The 18,974-nt window shown below is 46.0% G+C and carries 19 protein-coding genes and 1 tRNA gene; 14 read left to right on the top strand and 6 right to left on the bottom strand.

Annotation, left to right across the window (positions count from 1 at the left end):
• From Q369_RS0121140 to Q369_RS0121120, 5 genes are all read left to right on the top strand, one after another.
• The coding region (locus tag Q369_RS0121140; protein ID WP_031529748.1) for a T9SS C-terminal target domain-containing protein at nucleotides 1–1,335 on the top strand (1,335 nt) is incomplete at its 5' end.
• 109 nt (nucleotides 1,336–1,444) lie between these two features.
• Nucleotides 1,445–2,323, top strand: coding sequence for an ACP S-malonyltransferase (gene fabD / locus Q369_RS0121135; RefSeq protein WP_031529747.1), 879 nt, complete (start codon nucleotides 1,445–1,447; stop codon nucleotides 2,321–2,323).
• A gap of 68 nt (nucleotides 2,324–2,391) precedes the next feature.
• Nucleotides 2,392–2,462 (top strand) — tRNA-Gln (locus Q369_RS0121130).
• A gap of 278 nt (nucleotides 2,463–2,740) precedes the next feature.
• Nucleotides 2,741–3,346, top strand: coding sequence for a TetR/AcrR family transcriptional regulator (locus Q369_RS0121125; RefSeq protein ID WP_031529746.1), 606 nt, complete (start codon nucleotides 2,741–2,743; stop codon nucleotides 3,344–3,346).
• A 114-nt stretch (nucleotides 3,347–3,460) separates the two neighbouring features.
• Nucleotides 3,461–4,960, top strand: coding sequence for a lipopolysaccharide biosynthesis protein (locus Q369_RS0121120; RefSeq protein WP_031529745.1), 1,500 nt, complete (start codon nucleotides 3,461–3,463; stop codon nucleotides 4,958–4,960).
• Nucleotides 4,961–4,970: 10 nt separating this feature from the next.
• On the opposite strand, the gene Q369_RS0121115 is transcribed toward Q369_RS0121120, so the two are convergent.
• On the bottom strand, nucleotides 4,971–5,717 hold the full coding sequence (locus Q369_RS0121115) for an ABC transporter ATP-binding protein (RefSeq protein WP_031529744.1): 747 nt from the start codon (nucleotides 5,715–5,717) through the stop codon (nucleotides 4,971–4,973).
• A 29-nt stretch (nucleotides 5,718–5,746) separates the two neighbouring features.
• The gene (locus Q369_RS0121110; RefSeq protein ID WP_031529743.1) at nucleotides 5,747–6,475 is read right to left on the bottom strand and encodes an MlaE family ABC transporter permease; all 729 of its coding nucleotides are present in this window, start codon (nucleotides 6,473–6,475) and stop codon (nucleotides 5,747–5,749) included.
• Between the two features lie 59 nt (nucleotides 6,476–6,534).
• Here Q369_RS0121110 and Q369_RS0121105 point away from each other — a divergent pair, with 59 nt between their 5' ends.
• The 3 genes from Q369_RS0121105 (at nucleotide 6,535) to Q369_RS0121095 (ending at nucleotide 8,987) form a co-directional block, all read left to right on the top strand.
• Entirely contained in the window at nucleotides 6,535–7,245 is a 711-nt protein-coding gene (locus tag Q369_RS0121105; protein WP_031529742.1) for an SDR family oxidoreductase, read from the top strand.
• 72 nt (nucleotides 7,246–7,317) lie between these two features.
• The gene (locus tag Q369_RS0121100) at nucleotides 7,318–8,226 is read left to right on the top strand and encodes an ROK family protein (RefSeq protein ID WP_031529741.1); all 909 of its coding nucleotides are present in this window, start codon (nucleotides 7,318–7,320) and stop codon (nucleotides 8,224–8,226) included.
• 50 nt (nucleotides 8,227–8,276) lie between these two features.
• A complete protein-coding gene (locus Q369_RS0121095) occupies nucleotides 8,277–8,987 on the top strand; it encodes a glycosyltransferase family 2 protein (RefSeq protein WP_031529740.1) in 711 nt (236 codons plus the stop codon).
• A gap of 52 nt (nucleotides 8,988–9,039) precedes the next feature.
• On the opposite strand, the gene Q369_RS0121090 is transcribed toward Q369_RS0121095, so the two are convergent.
• The 3 genes from Q369_RS0121090 to murB all read right to left on the bottom strand — a co-directional run bounded on the left by Q369_RS0121090 (nucleotide 9,040) and on the right by murB (nucleotide 13,355).
• Complete coding sequence (locus tag Q369_RS0121090; protein WP_031529739.1) at nucleotides 9,040–11,040, bottom strand: T9SS type A sorting domain-containing protein; 2,001 nt, start codon at nucleotides 11,038–11,040, stop codon at nucleotides 9,040–9,042.
• Between the two features lie 65 nt (nucleotides 11,041–11,105).
• Nucleotides 11,106–12,335: a Dol-P-Glc:Glc(2)Man(9)GlcNAc(2)-PP-Dol alpha-1,2-glucosyltransferase gene (locus tag Q369_RS0121085; protein WP_031529738.1), complete on the bottom strand. Its 1,230-nt coding sequence runs from the start codon at nucleotides 12,333–12,335 to the stop codon at nucleotides 11,106–11,108.
• Between the two features lie 3 nt (nucleotides 12,336–12,338).
• Nucleotides 12,339–13,355 (bottom strand): UDP-N-acetylmuramate dehydrogenase, encoded by a 1,017-nt coding sequence (gene murB / locus Q369_RS0121080; RefSeq protein WP_031529737.1) that lies wholly within the window; start codon nucleotides 13,353–13,355, stop codon nucleotides 12,339–12,341.
• Nucleotides 13,356–13,432: 77 nt separating this feature from the next.
• Here murB and Q369_RS0121075 point away from each other — a divergent pair, with 77 nt between their 5' ends.
• The gene (locus Q369_RS0121075; RefSeq protein ID WP_157488266.1) at nucleotides 13,433–14,032 is read left to right on the top strand and encodes an SPOR domain-containing protein; all 600 of its coding nucleotides are present in this window, start codon (nucleotides 13,433–13,435) and stop codon (nucleotides 14,030–14,032) included.
• Nucleotides 14,033–14,086: 54 nt separating this feature from the next.
• Nucleotides 14,087–15,199 carry a GDP-mannose 4,6-dehydratase gene (gene gmd / locus Q369_RS0121070; protein WP_031529735.1) on the top strand — a complete coding sequence of 371 codons (1,113 nt, stop codon included), beginning with the start codon at nucleotides 14,087–14,089 and terminating at the stop codon, nucleotides 15,197–15,199.
• 64 nt (nucleotides 15,200–15,263) lie between these two features.
• On the opposite strand, the gene Q369_RS0121065 is transcribed toward gmd, so the two are convergent.
• On the bottom strand, nucleotides 15,264–15,737 hold the full coding sequence (locus Q369_RS0121065; RefSeq protein WP_031529734.1) for a thioredoxin family protein: 474 nt from the start codon (nucleotides 15,735–15,737) through the stop codon (nucleotides 15,264–15,266).
• 152 nt (nucleotides 15,738–15,889) lie between these two features.
• Here Q369_RS0121065 and yihA point away from each other — a divergent pair, with 152 nt between their 5' ends.
• The 4 genes from yihA (at nucleotide 15,890) to Q369_RS0121045 (ending at nucleotide 18,970) form a co-directional block, all read left to right on the top strand.
• Nucleotides 15,890–16,501 carry a ribosome biogenesis GTP-binding protein YihA/YsxC gene (gene yihA, locus Q369_RS0121060; RefSeq protein WP_031529733.1) on the top strand — a complete coding sequence of 204 codons (612 nt, stop codon included), beginning with the start codon at nucleotides 15,890–15,892 and terminating at the stop codon, nucleotides 16,499–16,501.
• 94 nt (nucleotides 16,502–16,595) lie between these two features.
• Nucleotides 16,596–17,135 carry a DUF5606 family protein gene (locus tag Q369_RS0121055; protein ID WP_031529732.1) on the top strand — a complete coding sequence of 180 codons (540 nt, stop codon included), beginning with the start codon at nucleotides 16,596–16,598 and terminating at the stop codon, nucleotides 17,133–17,135.
• 72 nt (nucleotides 17,136–17,207) lie between these two features.
• Complete coding sequence (gene deoC, locus Q369_RS0121050) at nucleotides 17,208–17,867, top strand: deoxyribose-phosphate aldolase (protein ID WP_031529731.1); 660 nt, start codon at nucleotides 17,208–17,210, stop codon at nucleotides 17,865–17,867.
• Entirely contained in the window at nucleotides 17,864–18,970 is a 1,107-nt protein-coding gene (locus Q369_RS0121045; protein ID WP_031529730.1) for a glycosyltransferase family 4 protein, read from the top strand. The genes deoC and Q369_RS0121045 overlap by 4 nt, the downstream gene beginning before the upstream one ends.
• Nucleotides 18,971–18,974: the final 4 nt, after the last annotated feature.

Here is an 18,974-nt window from a genome sequence, read left to right as displayed (position 1 = left end):
CTTAAACTGCCTTTGCTCATGCCGGTTATCACCAATGTCACTGTTGACTCTACCAGTGAGACAAGGGGCGTGATCACTGTCAAATGGACCAAACCAGCTGCGGCATCAGGGCTGCCTGCACAGTACCGCCTTTACCGCGCCGTGGGACAGAGCGGCACTGCCTTCACTTTGGTCACCACCATCAACACCAACCTGACTCCGGGCGCTGCCGATACCATCTTTGTAGACCGCGGGCTGAACACTTTGGTCAACCCTTACAACTACAGGCTCGAATACTGGACCACACAGGGCGGACAGCTCGTCAAGTTTGACCAGACCGAAACCGCCAGCAGTGTCCGCCTCGAACAGGGCGCTGCCGAGCCGGGCAAGATCCGCATCAACTGGTCGGCGCTGGTGCCCTGGGACAATGCAAACCGTGTGCACAGGATTTACCGCGAAGACAAATCCAGGCCGGGTACCTTCAACCGCATTGCCGAATGGCCGGTAAGAGGAAGCCAGTCGTTTACTTTCCTTGATGATGGCGTAGACAGGTATGCTGCCGACGGTACGGCCAATGTGACCATTAACGATGATTCCACTTACTGTTACAAGGTAGAGACGGTCGGCTCTTACAACAACAGCCAGATCAGGCCTGCCGTGCTTTATAACTTCTCGCAGATACTTTGTGTGTCTTCATCGGACACTACCAAGCCTTGTCCGCCTGTGCTGTCCCTGGACCCGCTTAACTGTGATTCGCTCAATGCGCACCCGGACGCATTCTGTGACACGCCTACCTTTACAAACCAGCTCTCGTGGACCTATCCACAGCAGGCCGACGGTAAAGAATGCGATGCGGCAGTGACTGCTTACAGGGTCTACTATGCCCGCTATGAAGATGAAACACCCGCTTTGATCACAACAGTGACGATCCCGCCCGCGCCACTGGCAACCCAGTATGCCCATACCGGCCTTACCTCGTTTGCAGGCTGCTACTATGTGACGGCTGTCAACAGGTTTGGTGCGGAAAGTGCGCCGAGTAACACTGTTTGCAAGGACAACTGCCCGATGTATGTGCTGCCTAATGTGTTTACACCAAACGGGGACTTGAAAAATGATGTATTCCAGCCTTACGAATGCCCTGCTTTTGTGCAGTCGATGGAATTTACCGTATTCAACAGGTGGGGCGCCAAGGTGTTCTCCACCAACGACGTGAACATCAACTGGAACGGGAAAACCAATGCCGGAAAAGACCTCGCAGCAGGCCAGTACTACTATGAAGCAAGGGTCCGCTTCGAATCCACAAAAAGACAAAGCCAGCCTACCATACTTAAAGGTTGGGTGCAGCTTATGAGGTAAGGCACGATTTTATCTGTCTTTTTTCTTTCGAGATCAAGTATTTCCTTTGTAGCCCGCGCATGATGCGCGGGCTTTTTATTTATTGTGAACAACTTATAACTCAGGAACTATGAAAACCGCATATATTTTCCCCGGACAAGGATCTCAATTCAAGGGAATGGGATTTGACCTTTACCAATCTTCGGATTCGGCCAAAGCATTGTTTGAAAAAGCCAATGAAGTACTCGGCTTCGATATTACCAAAGTGATGTTCGAAGGCTCGGACGAAGACCTGAAACAGACTGCGGTGACCCAGCCCGCCATTTTTATTCACTCCGTTATTCTGGCAAAAATCAGCACTGACTTTAACCCTAACATGGTCGCTGGTCACTCGCTTGGCGAGTTTTCAGCATTGGTTGCAGCTGGGGTATTGTCTTACGAAGAAGGCCTGCTCCTTGTTTCAAAACGCGCCTCTGCCATGCAGAAAGCGTGCGAGATCCGCCCGTCTACAATGGCAGCCATTCTCGGCCTGCCCGATCAGGTGATCGAAGAAGTATGTGCAGGAATAACAGACGAGATCGTGGTGCCGGCTAATTACAACTGTCCCGGACAGGTAGTTATCTCCGGTTCATTGGAAGGTGTTGAAAAAGCTTGCGAACTGTTAAAAGCGGCGGGTGCAAAACGCGCATTGATCCTTCCTGTGGGCGGCGCATTTCACTCGCCATTAATGGAGCCGGCGCGCGAAGAATTGGCAGAGGCAATTCACGCTGCGCAATTTGAGCCGCCTGTATGCCCTATCTATCAAAACGTAAATGCCAGGCCTGCAACTGAGGTAACTGTGATCAAGGAAAACCTGATTTCCCAGCTCACAGCACCCGTAAGATGGACGCAATCTGTGGAGCAAATGGCTGCTGACGGAGCAGAAATGTTTATCGAATGCGGCCCCGGAAAAGTGTTGCAGGGTTTGGTTAAAAAGATTTCTCCTACTGCCCTGCTGCAAAGTATTTAAATTTTTTTGTGCAAAAAGCTTGACAACTTAAACTCGTCACATTACTTTTGCACCACTGTTTACGGTTTTGGCCGATGGTGTAATGGTAACACAGGACATTTTGGTTGTCTTATTCAGGGTTCGAGTCCTTGTCGGCCAACAGTAACTTAAAGAGCTCAGTTTCCTGAGCTCTTTTTTTGGTTTATACAAACACCTTTCACATCCCGCATTCTTGCTGAAATTTAGCCGGGCCTTTTTAAGAATGTGTACAAATTACATTATTCAAATCCTTCACTGAGCGCTAAAAAGGCACAATTCACTCAATTTTGGCCACTTTTATATACCAATTCATTGTATTGGTGACTTGCTACTTTTGGATACTATAAAATTTCCAGATGAAATATTACATTTATATGTTTTAACCTAAACAGCACCCATATGAAAATTGAGAAAATCAAAAAGCGAGACCGAGAGCGTACCAAGAGTAAGATACTCAAGGCAGTTGGCGATGTAATTGAGCAGCATGGAACCGAGAAAGTCGGTGTTAACCTCATTGCTCGTACTGCCGGCGTCAATAAAGTTCTTATTTACCGGTATTTCGAAAGCGTAGACGGGCTCATGGAGCAGTATGTAAGATCAGGCGAATATACCTCCACAAGCAGTACCGACTACATTGATAACATTCCAACCTTGAGCCCTGAGGAACGTGCAGAAGCATTGAACAGTCTGATGCAGACGTTCATGAAAGACCTTCGTGAAAGAAAGGCTACCCGCGATCTTTTAAGGTGGGAAATCGGTACGGGCAAATCAATGCTCTCTGATGCAAGAAACCAGACAGCACACAAGATCCTGAGCAAAATCGGCGAGCTTCCCAATTTTAATGATACCAGCGCGCTAGTTTCGTTTTTGTCAGCAGGTATTTATTTCCTGACCATTTCTACAGACTACCGACAGAAAATGGGCGATGTGGACCTGCAATCAGACGACGGCTGGAAACGCATTGAACGCATTATTGAACATATTATCACAGATATCAGAAACTAGCCTGCATTTCTGCGCGTGCAATCTTAAACAACCATCACCTATATTTGCTTGTTCATATATGATTATACTGATACTTTCTGAATAAGCTTTGCAAGTATTGCCAGGCAACAAAATATGGGTGTTTTAAAGAAGTTAGCGGGGGAAACCGCCATGTACGGGATCAGCACTATGCTGGGCCGTTTCCTGAACTACCTGCTGGTTCCCCTCCATACCGGGCTGTTTAAACCCGAGCAGATTGCGGCCCAGGGCCAATTGTATGCTTACGCAGGCCTGACAATGGTTATTTATACTTTTGGAATGGAAACAGCCTTCTTCCGCTTTGCGCGGCAGGAGGCAGATCGAAGAACCTACTATAATCTTATTTTAAGTGCAGTTATGCTGGTCAGCCTGGTTTTTTCCGGGCTGATCTTCGTTTTTGCACCCCAGGTGGCCGAGGCGATCCGCTATCCTGAAAGTGCTAACATCGTCAGGATGTTTGCGGCAATTATGGCGACGGATGCGATTATTTCGATTCCATTCGCGAGGCTGAGGCTGGAAGGAAAAGGGAAAAAGTTCGTGACGGTGCGCCTCGTAAACATTGTCATTACCATCCTGCTAAACCTATTTTTCCTGATTGTTTGCCGGGACATTTACCAGGGGAAATATCTGTCGCTCCTGAAACCCGCAGTCGACCTGTTTTATAATCCCGTTCATGCGCCGGATTACATTGTTCTTGCCAACCTCATTGCCAATCTGCTCTTCTTTGTGTCACTGCGGAAAGAGTTTGCCGGATTTCGCTTTGTTTTTGACAAAACCCTTTTTCAACCTGTCTGGGTATATGCTTTTCCAATTCTGATCATGAATGCGGGCGGGGTGATCAACATGCTTTTTGACCGTACATTCATTCAGTTTTTACTTCCCGAAGGCTTTTATCCTGGTCGCAGCACCAAAACGGCAATTGGTATCTATGTGCAATGCTACAAGCTTTCGATCTTCATGAACCTGGCTATACAGGCTTTCAAATACGCCGCCGAACCATTCTTCTTCACGAAAGGGGAAGACAAGAATGCGCCGCCGATATTCGCCAAGGTGACCAAATACTTTATCATCATCTGCGCATTGATGTGGGTCGGGATCTCATTGAACCTCGACTTGTTTGCCGAGATATTTCTCAAACAGAAAATTTACCATGAAGGCCTGCCTGTGGTGCCCTGGCTGCTCGCAGGATATCTGTTCCTGGGTATTTACTATAATATCGCGACTTGGTTTAAGCTAACAGATCAGACGCAATACGGAACCTGGTTCACACTTACCGGAGCTGGCATTACTATAATCACCAGCTTCCTGCTGGTTCCGCAAATCGGCTATCTGGGATTCGCAGTGGCATTTGCATTGTCGGGACTGGTAATGCTTGTCTTGTGTTATTATTACGGGCAGAAATTTTATCCCGTACCTTACGACGTAAAGTCCGCTTTGGGCTATCTGGCAGGTGGAGGCGCTTTGATCTTTCTTTCTTCCCTTGTAAAAATACCGGAGCTCTGGCTTTCCGCCACGCTGCACATTATCCTGTTTGCGCTGTTTGCTGCTGTTGTTTTTATGCTGGAAAGAAAAAATCTTCCTGCATTCCGGAGATGAGGCAGATTAGTTAAGGCTGCATTTCGCGCAGCAGCTTATTGGAGAAAAGAAACTCTTTCAGTTCGGGAACAGTGGTTTTGGTAATATCTGAATTGACACCTTCCCACAGTTTGTCTCCCTGGTACAGGAACATGATATTCTGGCCGATTTCCATTACCGAATTCATATCGTGTGTGATGATGATAGTGGTGATCTGATATTCTTCGGTGATCTCTTTGATCAGCTCGTCAATCTTTACCGAAGTGAGCGGATCAAGCCCGGAGTTAGGCTCATCGCAAAAGAGGTACATGGGGTTCATTACAATAGCGCGGGCAATTCCCACGCGCTTTTTCATCCCGCCGCTGATCTCGGAAGGCATTCTTTTCGCCGCCGCTTCCAGGCCAACCCTTTGAAGACAGAATGCAACGCGCTCCTGCTTTTCTTGTGCAGACTGATCTGTGAGCATATCCAATGGAAAACGTACATTTTCCTCAACCGTCTTCGAATCGAACAGAGCGCCACCCTGAAAAAGCACACCCATTTCACGGCGAATGGACTGCTGCATTTCCTTATCGCTGTTATAAAAGTCCCGGCCGTCGTATATAACATTGCCCTGGTCGGGCTTAACAAGGCCGATCATGCATTTGAGCAAAACACTTTTACCGGTTCCGCTTCCGCCGATGATCAGGTTGGTTTCCCCTTTTTTAAAATTCGCGGAAATACCTTTTAAAACCTGTTTCCCGTTGAAAGCTTTGAAAATATTACTGATCTCAATCATCGCATGGTAAAATGATGGCGCCTTTAACGTTACAACAGCAACTGTGCGAGCAGATAATCGGCTACCAGAATGGAAATACAACTGTTGGTAACTGCCCCGGTACTCGACTTGCCTACTTCCAATGCGCCGCCCTCGGTATAGTATCCCTTAAATGAAGAGATCGTCGCGATCAAAAACCCGAATACGAAGGGTTTTACGCACATAAAGAAGATGTTATAAGGCACAAATGAATCTCTGATTCCGTACAAATAGTCCCTTTCCGTGATAACGCCCGTTAGAGTACCTGCCAGATAACCTCCCAAAATCCCGAGGAATGCAGAAAAAATAACAAGCATCGGAAAAGTGATCATTGCAGCCACTACTTTGGGAAGAACAAGGTAAGAGGCAGAATTGATCCCCATTACTTCCAGCGCGTCTACCTGCTCAGTAATGCGCATGGTACCGAGTTCAGAAGCGATATTGGAGCCTACTTTGCCGGCGAGCACGATGCAGGTAATGGTAGGCGCGAGTTCGAGGATTTCCATATCCCGCACAATCAATGCAACAGTTGAAATCGGAATGATCGGGCTTACCAGGTTATAGGCTGTCTGAATGCACGAAACTGCGCCTATGAATGTAGAAACAATCGCGACGATAAATATCGAACTTACCCCGATCCCGACACATTCCTCCATCAGCCTCCGCCAGTAAACCGAGAGCTTCTCCCCCTTTCCGAACAACGCTCCCAAAAAAATAAAGTATTTCCCGATTACAGACATAATCTTAATAGTATTCAATATTTTCGGGAAAATTAGGCAAAAAAGAAGCATTTATAAAAATGAATCCATTAGCGGTAGTTACCGGCGGTACAAAGGGAATTGGTCGGGCGGTAATTGAGCGATTTCTGCAAGGCGGGTTTGATGTAGTCACCTGCGCCAGGAACAACGACGACCTGCTGCAACTCAAACGCCAATTCAACGAAACTTATCCCGCAAGAGAGGTCGCTGTCTTTCAGGCTGACTTGTCCGAGCGATCTCAGGTGAATGCATTTATCGATTTTATCAAATCTCAAAACCGTTTTGCAGAGGTACTAATCAACAATACCGGAGTATTTATCCCCGGGCAGGTACATAATGAAGAAGAAGGGGTTTTGGAAAAAACGATTGAGACAAACCTGTACAGCGCATATCACCTCACAAGAGGATTGCTTCCGGAAATGACTGCGGCCAGGAAAGGGCACATTTTTACGCTTTGCTCTACGGCCAGCATCATTGCATACCCAAACGGAGGTTCTTACTGCATATCCAAGTTCGCACTTTACGGAATGACCAAGGTGCTCAGGGAAGAAATGAAGCCCCACAATGTAAGAGTAACTGCGGTAATTCCCGGAGCTACATTGACCGATAGCTGGAAAGGCACTGATTTGCCGGAAGAGCGATTTATTGATCCTAAAGACGTTGCAGAAGCTATCTGGTCAACTTACTCGCTTTCCGGGCGGACTGTCGTAGAAGAAATATTGATCCGGCCGCAGTTAGGAGACCTGGATTGATTAGTGTACAAAGCGCAATTTTAGTAAATTGCCGCATTTTTAAAATTATTTATTAAACCTTTAACTTTTTTCATGGAACAATACCTCGGTATAGACGTGGGCGGTACTAACGTAAAAATGGGAATCGTTGACGCTACGGATGGGAGAATTTCAAATTTTTACAGCCATGATACCGCCAGCTGGCGCAGCTCAGGACATTTTATAGATCGTTTGGGTGATGCAATCGCATTGCAGCTAGTCGAATATCCCGAGGTAAAACGAGTGGGAATCGGAGTTCCGGGGTTGACTACCCGCGACCGGACTACATTGATTGAAATTACTGCAATTCCCGAGATAGATGGTATCGCAATCGTGCCCGATCTGAAAGCACGTTTTCCAATGCACGACTTCTACCTTGAAAATGACGCCAATGCAGCTGCTTTGGGAGAGTATTATTTTGGAGAAGATAAACTACCGGAAGATTACATTTTCGTAACCCTGGGAACAGGAATCGGCGGAGCGGCGATTATAGATAAGAAAGTTTTCAAAGGTGGCGGCGGTAATGCAATGGAACCTGGCCACATACCCTCGAAAAACGGCAAGGTATTGGAAAGAAACATCGGTAAAAAAGAACTGCTTGACCTGGCTAATTCCATGCGCGCAGCATATACCGGCACAACGCAGCTTCCTTCTGATGGTACTATCTCTACGACTGGCTTGGTAGCCGCTGCTTCCGGTGGTGACGAGCTTGCCAAGCAGGTATTCTACGAAATGGGTTATTTGCTGGGAGAAGGCCTCGTTTCAATGGTCCGTATACTGGATATTACTACTATTTTGATTGGCGGTGGCATTTCTGCTTCGTTTGAATTTATTTTGCCGGCAATTAACGAACGCTTTCAGTACTGGTTAACTCCTTACTATCTAAAAACAATCAGCATCAAACGCGCTACACTTGCCAACGATGCAGGATTACTTGGAGCGGCTTCGTTATGTTTTGATTGACATACTGCGATTTACAACTTCATATTAGCCATATACGTTACTAGTTCCGGATGAAATTATCAGTCATAGTTCCTGCCTACAACGAAGAGAAAACAATTTGGAAAGTGCTGGACAAGCTTAAATCCGTTGAATTGATAAGTGGTTTTCAGAAAGAGATCGTAATTGTAAATGACTGTTCCTCAGATAATACCGAGGGAGTAGCACAGCGATTTATGGCTGAAAACCCGCTTCTGGAAGTAAGTTATTATCGTCACGAATACAATCAGGGGAAAGGAGCAGCACTGCACACAGGATTTCGACGCGCTACGGGTGATTACATTATCGTGCAGGATGCGGATCTGGAATATGATCCCCAGGAATTTAACATTTTACTGAAACCGGTTGTCGACGGGTACGCCGATGTAGTTTACGGCTCCCGCTTCATGGGTGGAAGACCGCACAGAATTCTGTTCTTCTGGCACACGATCGGCAACAAGTTCCTGACATTCCTGAGCAATATGTTCACTAACCTGAACCTGACGGATATGGAAACCTGCTACAAGCTTTTCAGGGCCGATTTGCTTAAAAACCTTTCACTTCATGAGAAACGCTTTGGTTTCGAGCCGGAAGTAACAGCGAAGATTGCTAAAATACCCAAGATCAGAATATATGAGGTAGGTGTATCTTATTACGGCCGGACTTACGAGGAAGGCAAGAAGATAAACTGGAAAGACGGTTTCCGCGCATTGTACTGCATTGTACGGTATGGATTGGGAAGCTGAGATCTAAGAGATATTGTAAACAAAAATGGGTAGCCTTCGCTACCCATTTTTGTTACTGCTTGATGACCTTACTGCTGATCACAGTTCCGTCGCCCTGATCTACTGTAAGGATATAGAGGCCGGTCGGCATTGTTGAAATGTCAATTTCATACCTGCTTTCCGATTTTAGCTGCGCATTGTGCACCCACTGCCCGCGCGCGTTGCTCAGCCTGATGTGTCCCTTCACTGGGTTCTTGAACTCCACTTTTAAAGCAGCCGAAACAGGATTGGGAAAAACTCTCCAGAACATTTCACTTGGTGATGGTTTTACAGCCAAAAGCGGCAGCATTTTTACAGTAGCGGTTTTTACGAGCGACTGCGAAGTTTTACTGAAAGCCTGAATGCGATAATTGTAAGTTTCATCCGGCGAAACGTCTTTATCCTCATATGACAAGGTATTTCCGCTGAAAGTGCCGATTGCGACAAACTCTGTGTCATCCGGTCCTTTCTTTTCAAGAACGTAGCTGTCCGCACCGGTGGACTGCCACGAAACCAGCACACTGGCTGCTTCGGATTCTTTGGCCTCAAAAACAGCAAACGTGATAATATTGGCGACCGCGAGTTCCTGGAAAGAAAACGCGCCCAAACCCCGTGCATTCGTCAGAAAAGGACCGTAATAAATTCTGATCTGCTCACCTTTGTACGCTGGCAGGTAGGTCAGCTTGCTTGCATTGGAACTGCCTGCGAGCTTCAAAATAACCTTATTTCCACTTGCAGATCCCGACGCAATGCTCGCCGGCTTCGATTCATCACCGTCGAAGTAAAAAACATCTTTCAGCCCTTTCAGGAACTTGGTTCCATTGACATCATCTATCAATGTATCTTTGGGCCAGCGCAAGTTTTGCCCCTCTTCAAAAACCAGCGTTATCTCATCCTTTTGCTCCGACGAATAATAAATCTTCTGCACATCCGGGCAATTTACATTGCTGCTGTCCGCAGAACCATAAACCTTCGGTGCCAGGAATTTTTGAATCCTTCTACCCAGCTCCTGGTACCCGGACAGACTATAATGGATGCCGTCAAATCCTAGCAAGCCGCTTACATTAAAATGATCTGTTTTCGGATAAATGTATTTCGTTTTCCGCTGGAACTCGCGGATAGTACCTGCCACATAATAAGGATTAAACAGTACCGGAATTTGAATCACTACAAACTTGTCAACCTGGGGGTAATCCTGCTGCCAGTACTTGAAAAGCTTGTCGTATTCCTGCTCGTAGTTGCGGATATCCTCCAAAGCCTCCTGCTCTCCCTGATACCAGAAGAAAGCGCGAATGCGGCCCGGCCTGGCGGCTTTGATCCTTTGGTACAAAAATCCATACAAATTCGATGAAGCAGGATTTTCAGCATTGCGGTCGGTATGATAGCGAATGTACGATCCGGGTAAAGCACCGTTGATCACGCACGTAGGGATACTGTCTGTTTCCAGAATGCGCCGTTGCATTTCCACGCCCCAGGCGCCTGCGTAGGGCCACGACCACGAAGAAGGTATCCACATTGTGTCACCCAGAGTCTGGGCAGGGCTGTCGTCAGGGGTTCTACCCAGTGTACGGGCATACTTACTTGACCAGTTTCCGAAGTGGACCGCTGCTGCATTGGACTGCCCGCTGATCACATAAAAATCGCCTGCCACGATCTCTGTTCGTTTTACGACCAGCACCGAATCGTCTGTCTTGCAAGCGTAAAACGCGAATTCGTAATCAGCCATTTCAGCCTTGATCTTCGGTTTCAGCTCAAAACTGGCGAAATCCTGGCCGGCATAATTCAGCTTCTGCTGCTGCAAATCAACCTGCTTCCCATTTCGGAAAGTAACTACTGACATGTGGTCCCAGCCGGTAGCTTCTATTCTTCCGGCAAACGGCACCTCGGCTGTATTGTCGTCGGCACGTGCAAACAGCTGCATATCTTTGGGCAGCTTGTTGAAGACGACTGAAAAAAAACGCTGGCCGTATGTTTCCTGTGATATCCCAGCGAGGATAACCAGGAAGAAGGCACTGATCTTACTTGTAAAGCTCATTTCATTCAACAACTTTTAAAATCCTTACCGCTCAATTGGTTTAAACAACCGATATAAATATATCCCTAATATTTTGCATTTGCCGCCTCAGGGATTTCTTCTGTGTTTTCGGACAGAGACCATTGTTCGTCAAACATCGCCAGGAACCACAATGCCATAATTACCGGCAGTGAATATTTGTCCCACGACAGCTGCGCTTTACCAAGCAGCAGCACATTGAATGCGACCATCCAGCTTGCAAGATTGAATTTCGGGGAGAAAAAGCGCATCAAAGTAACTAATGCCAAAAGTCCGAAAACGACCTGTTTAACCAATCCACTGATTCCGATTGTCATTAATAACTGATCGATGTAACCGAGATAAGGCCAAGTGAAATACGGATTGTAGGCTTGTTTGGCGGGAAAAAAAATGATTACAGCGGCAAGTAAGGCCACAAATGCAGCGAATAGTTTCGGATAAAGCGACGGAAACCGGAACAAATAACCCAGCTTTTTGGTAAAAATCAATTCCGGAATAACGTGATAAACTGCGATTACTACCGACGCATACATCAGATAACCGAAATTGTACTGTGCGATCTTGTCCGAATCGTAATGCTGATCGGCCATCACTGCGGCCGGCGCGGGGCCTTTCCAGAGCAGAACCCATGGAACAATGCTCAAAACGGCAATTCCGTACCATATCCAGGTTTTATCGTTCCAGATATTCCTGATCAACAATGCAGGTTTGACCGATATTCTTAAATGATTGAAAAGCTCGTAAGCTACGACAGCAGCCGGGAATGCCAGCATATACTGCCGACAACAAACAGCCGCTGCAAACAGCAGCATCCCGGCCCAATGCACTCGTTTCAGGTACGCGACAATGCCCGCCAGCACAAAGAACATTGCAAAAATGTCCGTATAGTAATAAACGCTGACGAGATAGTAGTTGGGAAAAAGCAGTAAACCGACCAGACACAACCAGAAACGCTTGCTCTTTTCAGGGCTGTTCCACACAAAAAGCATCAACAAACCGAAGCTGAAAACGAATGTCAGTAAACGCAGGTACTGGATACTATCACCAAAAAGGCTTACAACCCAGCCGCCCAGAATGAATGGGATAGGTGTATTGAGCTCATTGTAGCTTTTTAGCAGATCAATGGAAGGGATTGGTTCGGGACTGAAATAAACAGCCGTGGGCAGGTAGTGGAATTCGTCCTGATAAAGTTCTACCGTAAAACGTTGCTTTAAAAAGAAGACTGCAACAAAAAGTATAAAAAGAAACAGCGTAGCGTTGCGCTTTTTTGAATTCATATATCAAATGAAATTTACCTCTGCTTTCAAACTGATCCCAAATTTCGATAAAATGGATTCCTGAATTGTTTCGGATAATAACCTTATTTCGTTTCCGGTACCTCCTCCGTAATTGACTAGTACCAGCGCCTGTTTTTCGTGCACCCCGATATCCCCATTCCGGTAACCTTTCCAGCCAGCTTTCTCAATCAGCCAGCCTGCCGGTACTTTTACTGTATTTTCATCAACCGGATAACCGGGTATTTCAGGAAAAGCCATTTTCAAATCCCCGAATTGAGTTGCAGAAATCTCGGGATTTTTGAAAAAACTTCCGGCATTCCCGATTTGTGCAGGATCGGGTAATTTACTTTTCCTGATCCGCATGATCGCCTCACTTACGTCTCCGATTGTTGGATTCACAATTTCCATTTCGGCCAGCGTTTTCTGAACATCTCCGTAACCAATGTTCACAACAGGGTTTTTGGACAAAACAAAGGTGACGCCCGTGATTACAAAGCGGCCGCTGGCTTCCTTTTTGAAAATACTTTCACGATAGCCGAATTTGCATTCCGCATTTGAGAAAACGTGTGGCACGCCGGTTTCCACCTCCACCGCCTCTACGGATTCTATCACATTTTTGACCTCAACACCATACGCACCAATATTCTGCATAGGTGCAGCACCCACGCTTCCCGGAATCAGAGAGAGGTTTTCAACACCTCCGTAACCACTTCTGACGCAATGCAATACGAATTCATGCCAGCTTTCACCCCCGCCTGCTTTCAGCAAAACCTGTGAATCAGTTTCCTTGATTTTCTCAATTCCCAGGATTTTCGGATGAATTACAAGTGCGTCAATATCCCGCGTTAAAAGGATGTTGCTGCCGCCCCCTAAAATAAATTTTGGCGTTTTTTTCCATTCCGGATTCGTCAGAATTTCGGTTAATTCCGTTAGAGATGTAATTTCAACAAAAAAGCGCGCCGTCGATTCCAGCCCAAAGGTATTGTAATGACGAAGCGGAAAATTGGATTGAATTTGCATTGGTATTGTGAATTGTATTGGTAAAGTTAGGTATTACAATCAAAACTAAGTGGTATGCCGATTCATCCTTTTTTATTATGTTTGTTAATTCAGTTACCGTTTTCAGAGATATGAAGCTGAAAAAGAATTCCTTATTGGCACTGCAGATTGGCATGATCATCTTATCAGCCTGTAGTAAAAAGTCGGTAGTCAGCTCGTCCAGCTCAGAGTACAGAGAAGACCTTTCGGCAGTCAGGCCAAGGTATGAATATGTGGAACCTGTATTCGATAAAGCTCCCAAGGAGACAGCTCCGAAGCCGACCACTGCACCGAAAGCCGATGTAGACAAGCCGCTTTACGTAAATAAAAAGCTTGATACCGTACTCGATACCCTGGCCAGGCACAACAAGTCGATCAGGTATATCAACGGATATCGTATTCAGTTATATGTAGGTAATGTGCGGCAGGAAGCTGATGGTGCAAAATCCTATATTTACCAGGCATTTCCTGACCTGAACCCCTACGTTTCCTATTCCCAGCCCACTTACCGCGTCAAAGCAGGTGACTTTATGTATCGCAGCGATGCAGAACAGTACCTTGACATGATCAAAGAACAATATGCCTCGGCCGTCATTTTACCCGATCGCGTCGATATAAAAAGAAGCCTGGATATAAATTCCTCAGCAGAAAACAATTAGTTGATATTTCAGTAATAATTAAATCGTAATCTCACTCGATATACAGACGTCTAAATGAAAAAGGCATTGATTACCGGGATAACCGGGCAGGATGGTTCTTATCTGGCAGAGCTCTTACTGAGCAAAGGATATGAAGTACACGGCATTAAGCGCCGCAGCTCTTTGTTCAATACGCAGCGGATTGACCACATTTATGAAGATCCACACGAAAAAAATGTGCGATTCCATCTTCACTACGGTGATCTGAGTGATTCTACCAACATCATCCGGATCATTCAGGAAGTTCAGCCTGACGAAATTTACAACCTGGGTGCGATGTCGCACGTACAGGTAAGTTTTGAAGAGCCTGAGTACACTGCCAATGTGGATGGTATCGGTACTTTGCGGATACTGGAAGCGGTTCGTTTGCTGGGTTTAACTAAAAAGACGAAGATATATCAGGCTTCCACTTCTGAGCTTTACGGTCTGGTACAAGCTGTGCCGCAGTCAGAAACAACACCTTTTTATCCACGCTCACCTTACGCAGTTGCCAAACTTTACGGTTACTGGATCACAGTCAACTATCGTGAAGCTTACGATATGTTTGCGGTAAACGGGATTTTGTTCAACCACGAATCGCCATTAAGAGGTGAAACTTTCGTGACCCGCAAAATCACCCGCGCAGTTGCACGTATCGCACTAGGCTTGCAGGACAAAGTTTACCTGGGTAACCTGGACGCACAACGTGACTGGGGCCACGCCAAAGATTTCGTTGAGGCAATGTGGCTGATCCTGCAACAGGATACTCCGGAAGATTTTGTAATTGCAACAGGTATCACTACCCGCATTCGCGAGTTCGTGAAAATGGCTTTTGACGAAGTAGGTATCGAAGTTGCATTTACTGGGGAAGGTGTTGACGAGATCGCAACTGTAGTTGCATGCAATAACCCTGATTTCCAGATCGAGATCGGTAAGGAAGTAGTAGCTGTCGATCCAAGGTATTTCCGCCCTACAGAAGTGGAACTGTTGATCGGAGACCCAACGAAATCGATGACGAAACTAGGGTGGAAACCGAAATATGACCTGAAAGCTTTGGTTAACGATATGGTTACAGCTGACGTGACACTGTTCAAAAAGGACAGATTGCTCGAAAGCAGCGGTCACCGCGTTCCAAACTATTACGAATAAGAACTCTGTTAAAATACAAAGGCCCGGAAGCAAGCTGCTCCCGGGCCTTTATCTTTCTGCTGCATTAAACAGTTGTTTTATTACCCGCAGGTTTTTTCAGGGACTTGCCTGTTTTGATCAAATCCTCCGCGCTGGTATATCCCAGCACCTTCTTAACTACTTTCCCATTTGGATTGATAAAAAACAATGTCGGATATCCTTCGATTGGATATTTGCTGGCCAACTTAGGCCCTTCGCCACTCTCCATATCAAATTTTACATTGATAAAATTCTCATTGAAAACCTCGGCTACATCCGCTCTTGTAAAAACATTCTTCTGCAGTAATTTACATGGCCCGCACCAGGTGGTATATGCGTCAAAAAAAATGATCTTGTTTTCGGCCTTCGCCTTTTTCAGGATTGACGCCCAGGAACCTTCGACAAACCGAATTCCCTTTTCTGCTTCTTTTGCATTCTTATCGCCAGTTCCCGCCACGGCAACAGAAAACGACAAAGCCAATACTGCAATCAGCAGACCCAATTTCTTTAAGTTTCTCATTATTTGCTTGATAGTTATACTTAGATTCTGATTACGAAAATAACGTCTTATCTTATTTTGCGCAATTCCTTGTTAAACATACGATTACGCTTTTACAATGGATTTGCGGGGCAAAAAAGATAACTTCGCAGCTTCATTAACATTAATTCCCTATGAAAGTTCAGGATGCCAGGTACGTGATGAGCAATTCGGACTATCTGAAATGTCCCTCCCCTGAATTGCCCGAGTACGCATTTATCGGCCGCTCCAATGTGGGCAAATCTTCGCTGATTAACATGCTCACCGGCAAAAAAGCACTGGCGAAAACCTCCCAGCAACCAGGAAAAACGCAGCTGATCAATCATTTTATTATCAATGATTCCTGGTATCTCGTCGATTTACCCGGGTACGGTTATGCAAAGGTCAGCAAGGTCGAGCGGGACAAGTGGGAAAAAATGATCAATGATTATCTATATAACCGGCAAAATCTTATTTGCACGTTCGCGCTGATCGACGTGCGGCATAGTGCGATGGCCGTTGATCTTGAATTCATGTCACAGCTGGGAGAAGCCGGCATTCCGTTTCATATCATTTTTACAAAAGCAGATAAGCTCAAACCCGGGCAGGTTGCCAACCAGGTTGAAGCATACAAATCGAAGCTGGGCGAGCTTTGGGAAGAAATACCACCGATGTTTGTGACCTCAGCAGAAAAAAACGAAGGCCGGGATGCTGTTCTGAAAGCAATACAAACTTACAACGACGCGTTTCAGAATACACAACCGTAGCAAGTTGTTTGGCGAAGTATCTTTCCGTTATTTTGCGGAAAAGTAGCCGGTCAGTAAACCGCATTCAAATCAGAAATAACAAATAACAAAAAGGATGAGTGAAAAAGTAGAGTCTACAGGAATGGAGCTGTTAAAGGAAATAGCAAATGTTTCAGGTAAAGGCGGACTGTTCCGTATTCTCAAACCGAGCCGCGCGGGCGTGATTGTTGAAAGCCTGGATGAAAAGCGCGAAAAAACACTGATCGGGCCCACTGCGAGGGTTTCTGTGTTGAAAGACGTGTCTATTTTTACAGATGGAGAGCAAGAGTCAGCTCCGCTGGAAGACGTATTTACCACAATTCGCGAAGTACATGGCGAGCAGGTAGACTTAGCTGTTAAAACCGCATCGGACAAAGAACTGATCGAGTTTCTAGTGAAAGTTCTGCCCGACTTCGACCGTTCCAAGGTTTACGTATCAGATATCAAGAAAATTATTACCTGGTACAACCTGCTTTCAAAGCACCTTCCTGAGCTTTTTGTAGTATCAGAAGCAACAACTGAGCCGGAAGCGGCGGTGGAAGAAGCGAGCGCAGACTCAGCAGAGTCGGAAGACTCTCCCAATAAACCTGCTAAAAAGGAAAAAAGCAAAGCTTAATCCAGTCCCATAATATCCGAAAACCCTGTCTTTTACGACAGGGTTTTTATTTTTTGATCTTGTACAAAATACATGGACGCACTCTCCTCCTACATTGACCACACACTGCTTAGCCCTGTCGCAACTGAAACTGACATTCGCAAGATATGTGAAGAAGCCTGGAAGTTCCAGTTTAAGGCAATTTGTGTAGCGCCTGTTTACGTGCCTTATGTGGTTGAAATGATGGAGTTTTGTCCTGTCAGGATCGAACTTGCAACCGTGATCGGCTTCCCCATGGGCTATTCCGCTACAGAAGCCAAACTGACCGAAGCGCAAATTGCATTGGAACAGGGCGCGACGGAACTGGACGTGGTGATGAACCTTTCACTCTTCAAATCAATGGCTTACCTGAGTGTGCGGCAAGAGCTGGGCCAGATTGCTCAGCTCGCTCACAGTAAAAATGCATTAGTCAAGATCATCATTGAAACTGCCTATCTTGATACTTTCGAGCTTTACACAGCTACCGAAATTTGTGCCGAGGCCGGAGCCGATTATGTAAAAACCTCCACCGGCTTCGCCCCGAAAGGAGCAGAAGTAGAAGTGGTGAAAACACTCCGCACGATCCTACCCAAAGAAGTAAAAATCAAAGCTTCCGGCGGGATTCGTACAGCTGAACAAGCCATTGCATTGATCGAGGCCGGCGCTGACCGCATTGGTACTTCCGCTGGCGTAGCGATGATCGGCCAGCAATGAAACGCGTATTGTTGTTAAGCACGGTACATCCTCCGACCGACCCGCGCATTGTCTATAAAATAGCGCCGGCGCTGGCTGCGCAATATGAAGTAATATGTGCATTGCCGCAGATCCGGCAGCAAAAAGCATTTAGAACCATTTCGCTGCCGTTTTTCAAAAAGTTGTCGGCAAGACTTTTGGTAACCTACCCCGTTTTGTTCTGGAAATGTATTCGCCTGAAACCTGACATTCTGCACATTTTTGTTCCCGAGCTCATACCGGCCGCTTTCATATTTAAATGGCTGGGCGCAAAAGTGATTTACGAGGTTCAGGAAAATCTCGATCAGAAGTTTAGCATCAAGAAATACAATAATGCGCTGATCTTTCAGCTGTTATTCGCCTATTTTGATAAACTGGCACGAAGGGAATTCTTCTTCATCTTCACTGAAAAAGCATATCTAAACACGTACAGTCAGTTAAGGTATCCCCACGCCGTCATTCAAAACTTCGCGTCCATTCCGCCGTCTGACATTTACAATTCAATTCAGAATTCCACGCAGGCAAGCCCGGAGTTTTTATATGTTGGTGTGATTTCCATGGAAAGATGCATTGATGTAATGATCCTGGCATTCTCGAAATTGAAAAACATCTATCCCCATTTCAAAGCGCATTTCTTTGGAGCATTGCGGCTGGATCAGAATGCATTGGAAACTTTGCCAGGATTTGATCAGGTACGCAACAACCTTGTTTTCTATGGATACACCGATCAGCAGATTGCATTTCGATATGCGTCACGCTATGTGGCGGGAATCGCGCTGCTGAAACCCGTCGCCGATTATCCTGATTCTTACACAACTAAATTGTTTGAATACATGGCATTTGGCTTGCCGGTTATTACCTCTGACTTTCCCTTGTACAGGTCCATTGTAGAACCTTCTCAATCCGGATTTTGTATTTCTCCTTACGACGACGCGGCCCTTTTTGACAAGCTGGCCTTCCTGGCAGAAAATGAACCGAAGCGATTGGAGATGGGGAATAATGGCAAGATTCGCGTTGAAAATTTTTATAATTGGAAGCAGGAAATACAAAAACTGCTCTCTTTTTACGTAGATATATCAGCCTGAAAAA

Origin of the sequence: Dyadobacter crusticola DSM 16708, assembly GCF_000701505.1 — a bacterium.
GTDB lineage: Bacteria > Bacteroidota > Bacteroidia > Cytophagales > Spirosomataceae > Dyadobacter > Dyadobacter crusticola.
Note: the sequence above shows the minus strand (reverse complement) of the source record. Positions and strands in the feature narration are given on the sequence as shown.

Coding starts and splice junctions, on each gene's coding strand:
- fabD (WP_031529747.1), top strand. CDS start 1,445: ATGAAAACCGCATATATTTTCCCCGGACAAGGATCTCAATTCAAGGGA.
- Q369_RS0121125 (WP_031529746.1), top strand. CDS start 2,741: ATGAAAATTGAGAAAATCAAAAAGCGAGACCGAGAGCGTACCAAGAGT.
- Q369_RS0121120 (WP_031529745.1), top strand. CDS start 3,461: ATGGGTGTTTTAAAGAAGTTAGCGGGGGAAACCGCCATGTACGGGATC.
- Q369_RS0121115 (WP_031529744.1), bottom strand. CDS start 5,717: ATGATTGAGATCAGTAATATTTTCAAAGCTTTCAACGGGAAACAGGTT.
- Q369_RS0121110 (WP_031529743.1), bottom strand. CDS start 6,475: ATGTCTGTAATCGGGAAATACTTTATTTTTTTGGGAGCGTTGTTCGGA.
- Q369_RS0121105 (WP_031529742.1), top strand. CDS start 6,535: ATGAATCCATTAGCGGTAGTTACCGGCGGTACAAAGGGAATTGGTCGG.
- Q369_RS0121100 (WP_031529741.1), top strand. CDS start 7,318: ATGGAACAATACCTCGGTATAGACGTGGGCGGTACTAACGTAAAAATG.
- Q369_RS0121095 (WP_031529740.1), top strand. CDS start 8,277: ATGAAATTATCAGTCATAGTTCCTGCCTACAACGAAGAGAAAACAATT.
- Q369_RS0121090 (WP_031529739.1), bottom strand. CDS start 11,040: ATGAGCTTTACAAGTAAGATCAGTGCCTTCTTCCTGGTTATCCTCGCT.
- Q369_RS0121085 (WP_031529738.1), bottom strand. CDS start 12,335: ATGAATTCAAAAAAGCGCAACGCTACGCTGTTTCTTTTTATACTTTTT.
- murB (WP_031529737.1), bottom strand. CDS start 13,355: ATGCAAATTCAATCCAATTTTCCGCTTCGTCATTACAATACCTTTGGG.
- Q369_RS0121075 (WP_157488266.1), top strand. CDS start 13,433: ATGTTTGTTAATTCAGTTACCGTTTTCAGAGATATGAAGCTGAAAAAG.
- gmd (WP_031529735.1), top strand. CDS start 14,087: ATGAAAAAGGCATTGATTACCGGGATAACCGGGCAGGATGGTTCTTAT.
- Q369_RS0121065 (WP_031529734.1), bottom strand. CDS start 15,737: ATGAGAAACTTAAAGAAATTGGGTCTGCTGATTGCAGTATTGGCTTTG.
- yihA (WP_031529733.1), top strand. CDS start 15,890: ATGAAAGTTCAGGATGCCAGGTACGTGATGAGCAATTCGGACTATCTG.
- Q369_RS0121055 (WP_031529732.1), top strand. CDS start 16,596: ATGAGTGAAAAAGTAGAGTCTACAGGAATGGAGCTGTTAAAGGAAATA.
- deoC (WP_031529731.1), top strand. CDS start 17,208: ATGGACGCACTCTCCTCCTACATTGACCACACACTGCTTAGCCCTGTC.
- Q369_RS0121045 (WP_031529730.1), top strand. CDS start 17,864: ATGAAACGCGTATTGTTGTTAAGCACGGTACATCCTCCGACCGACCCG.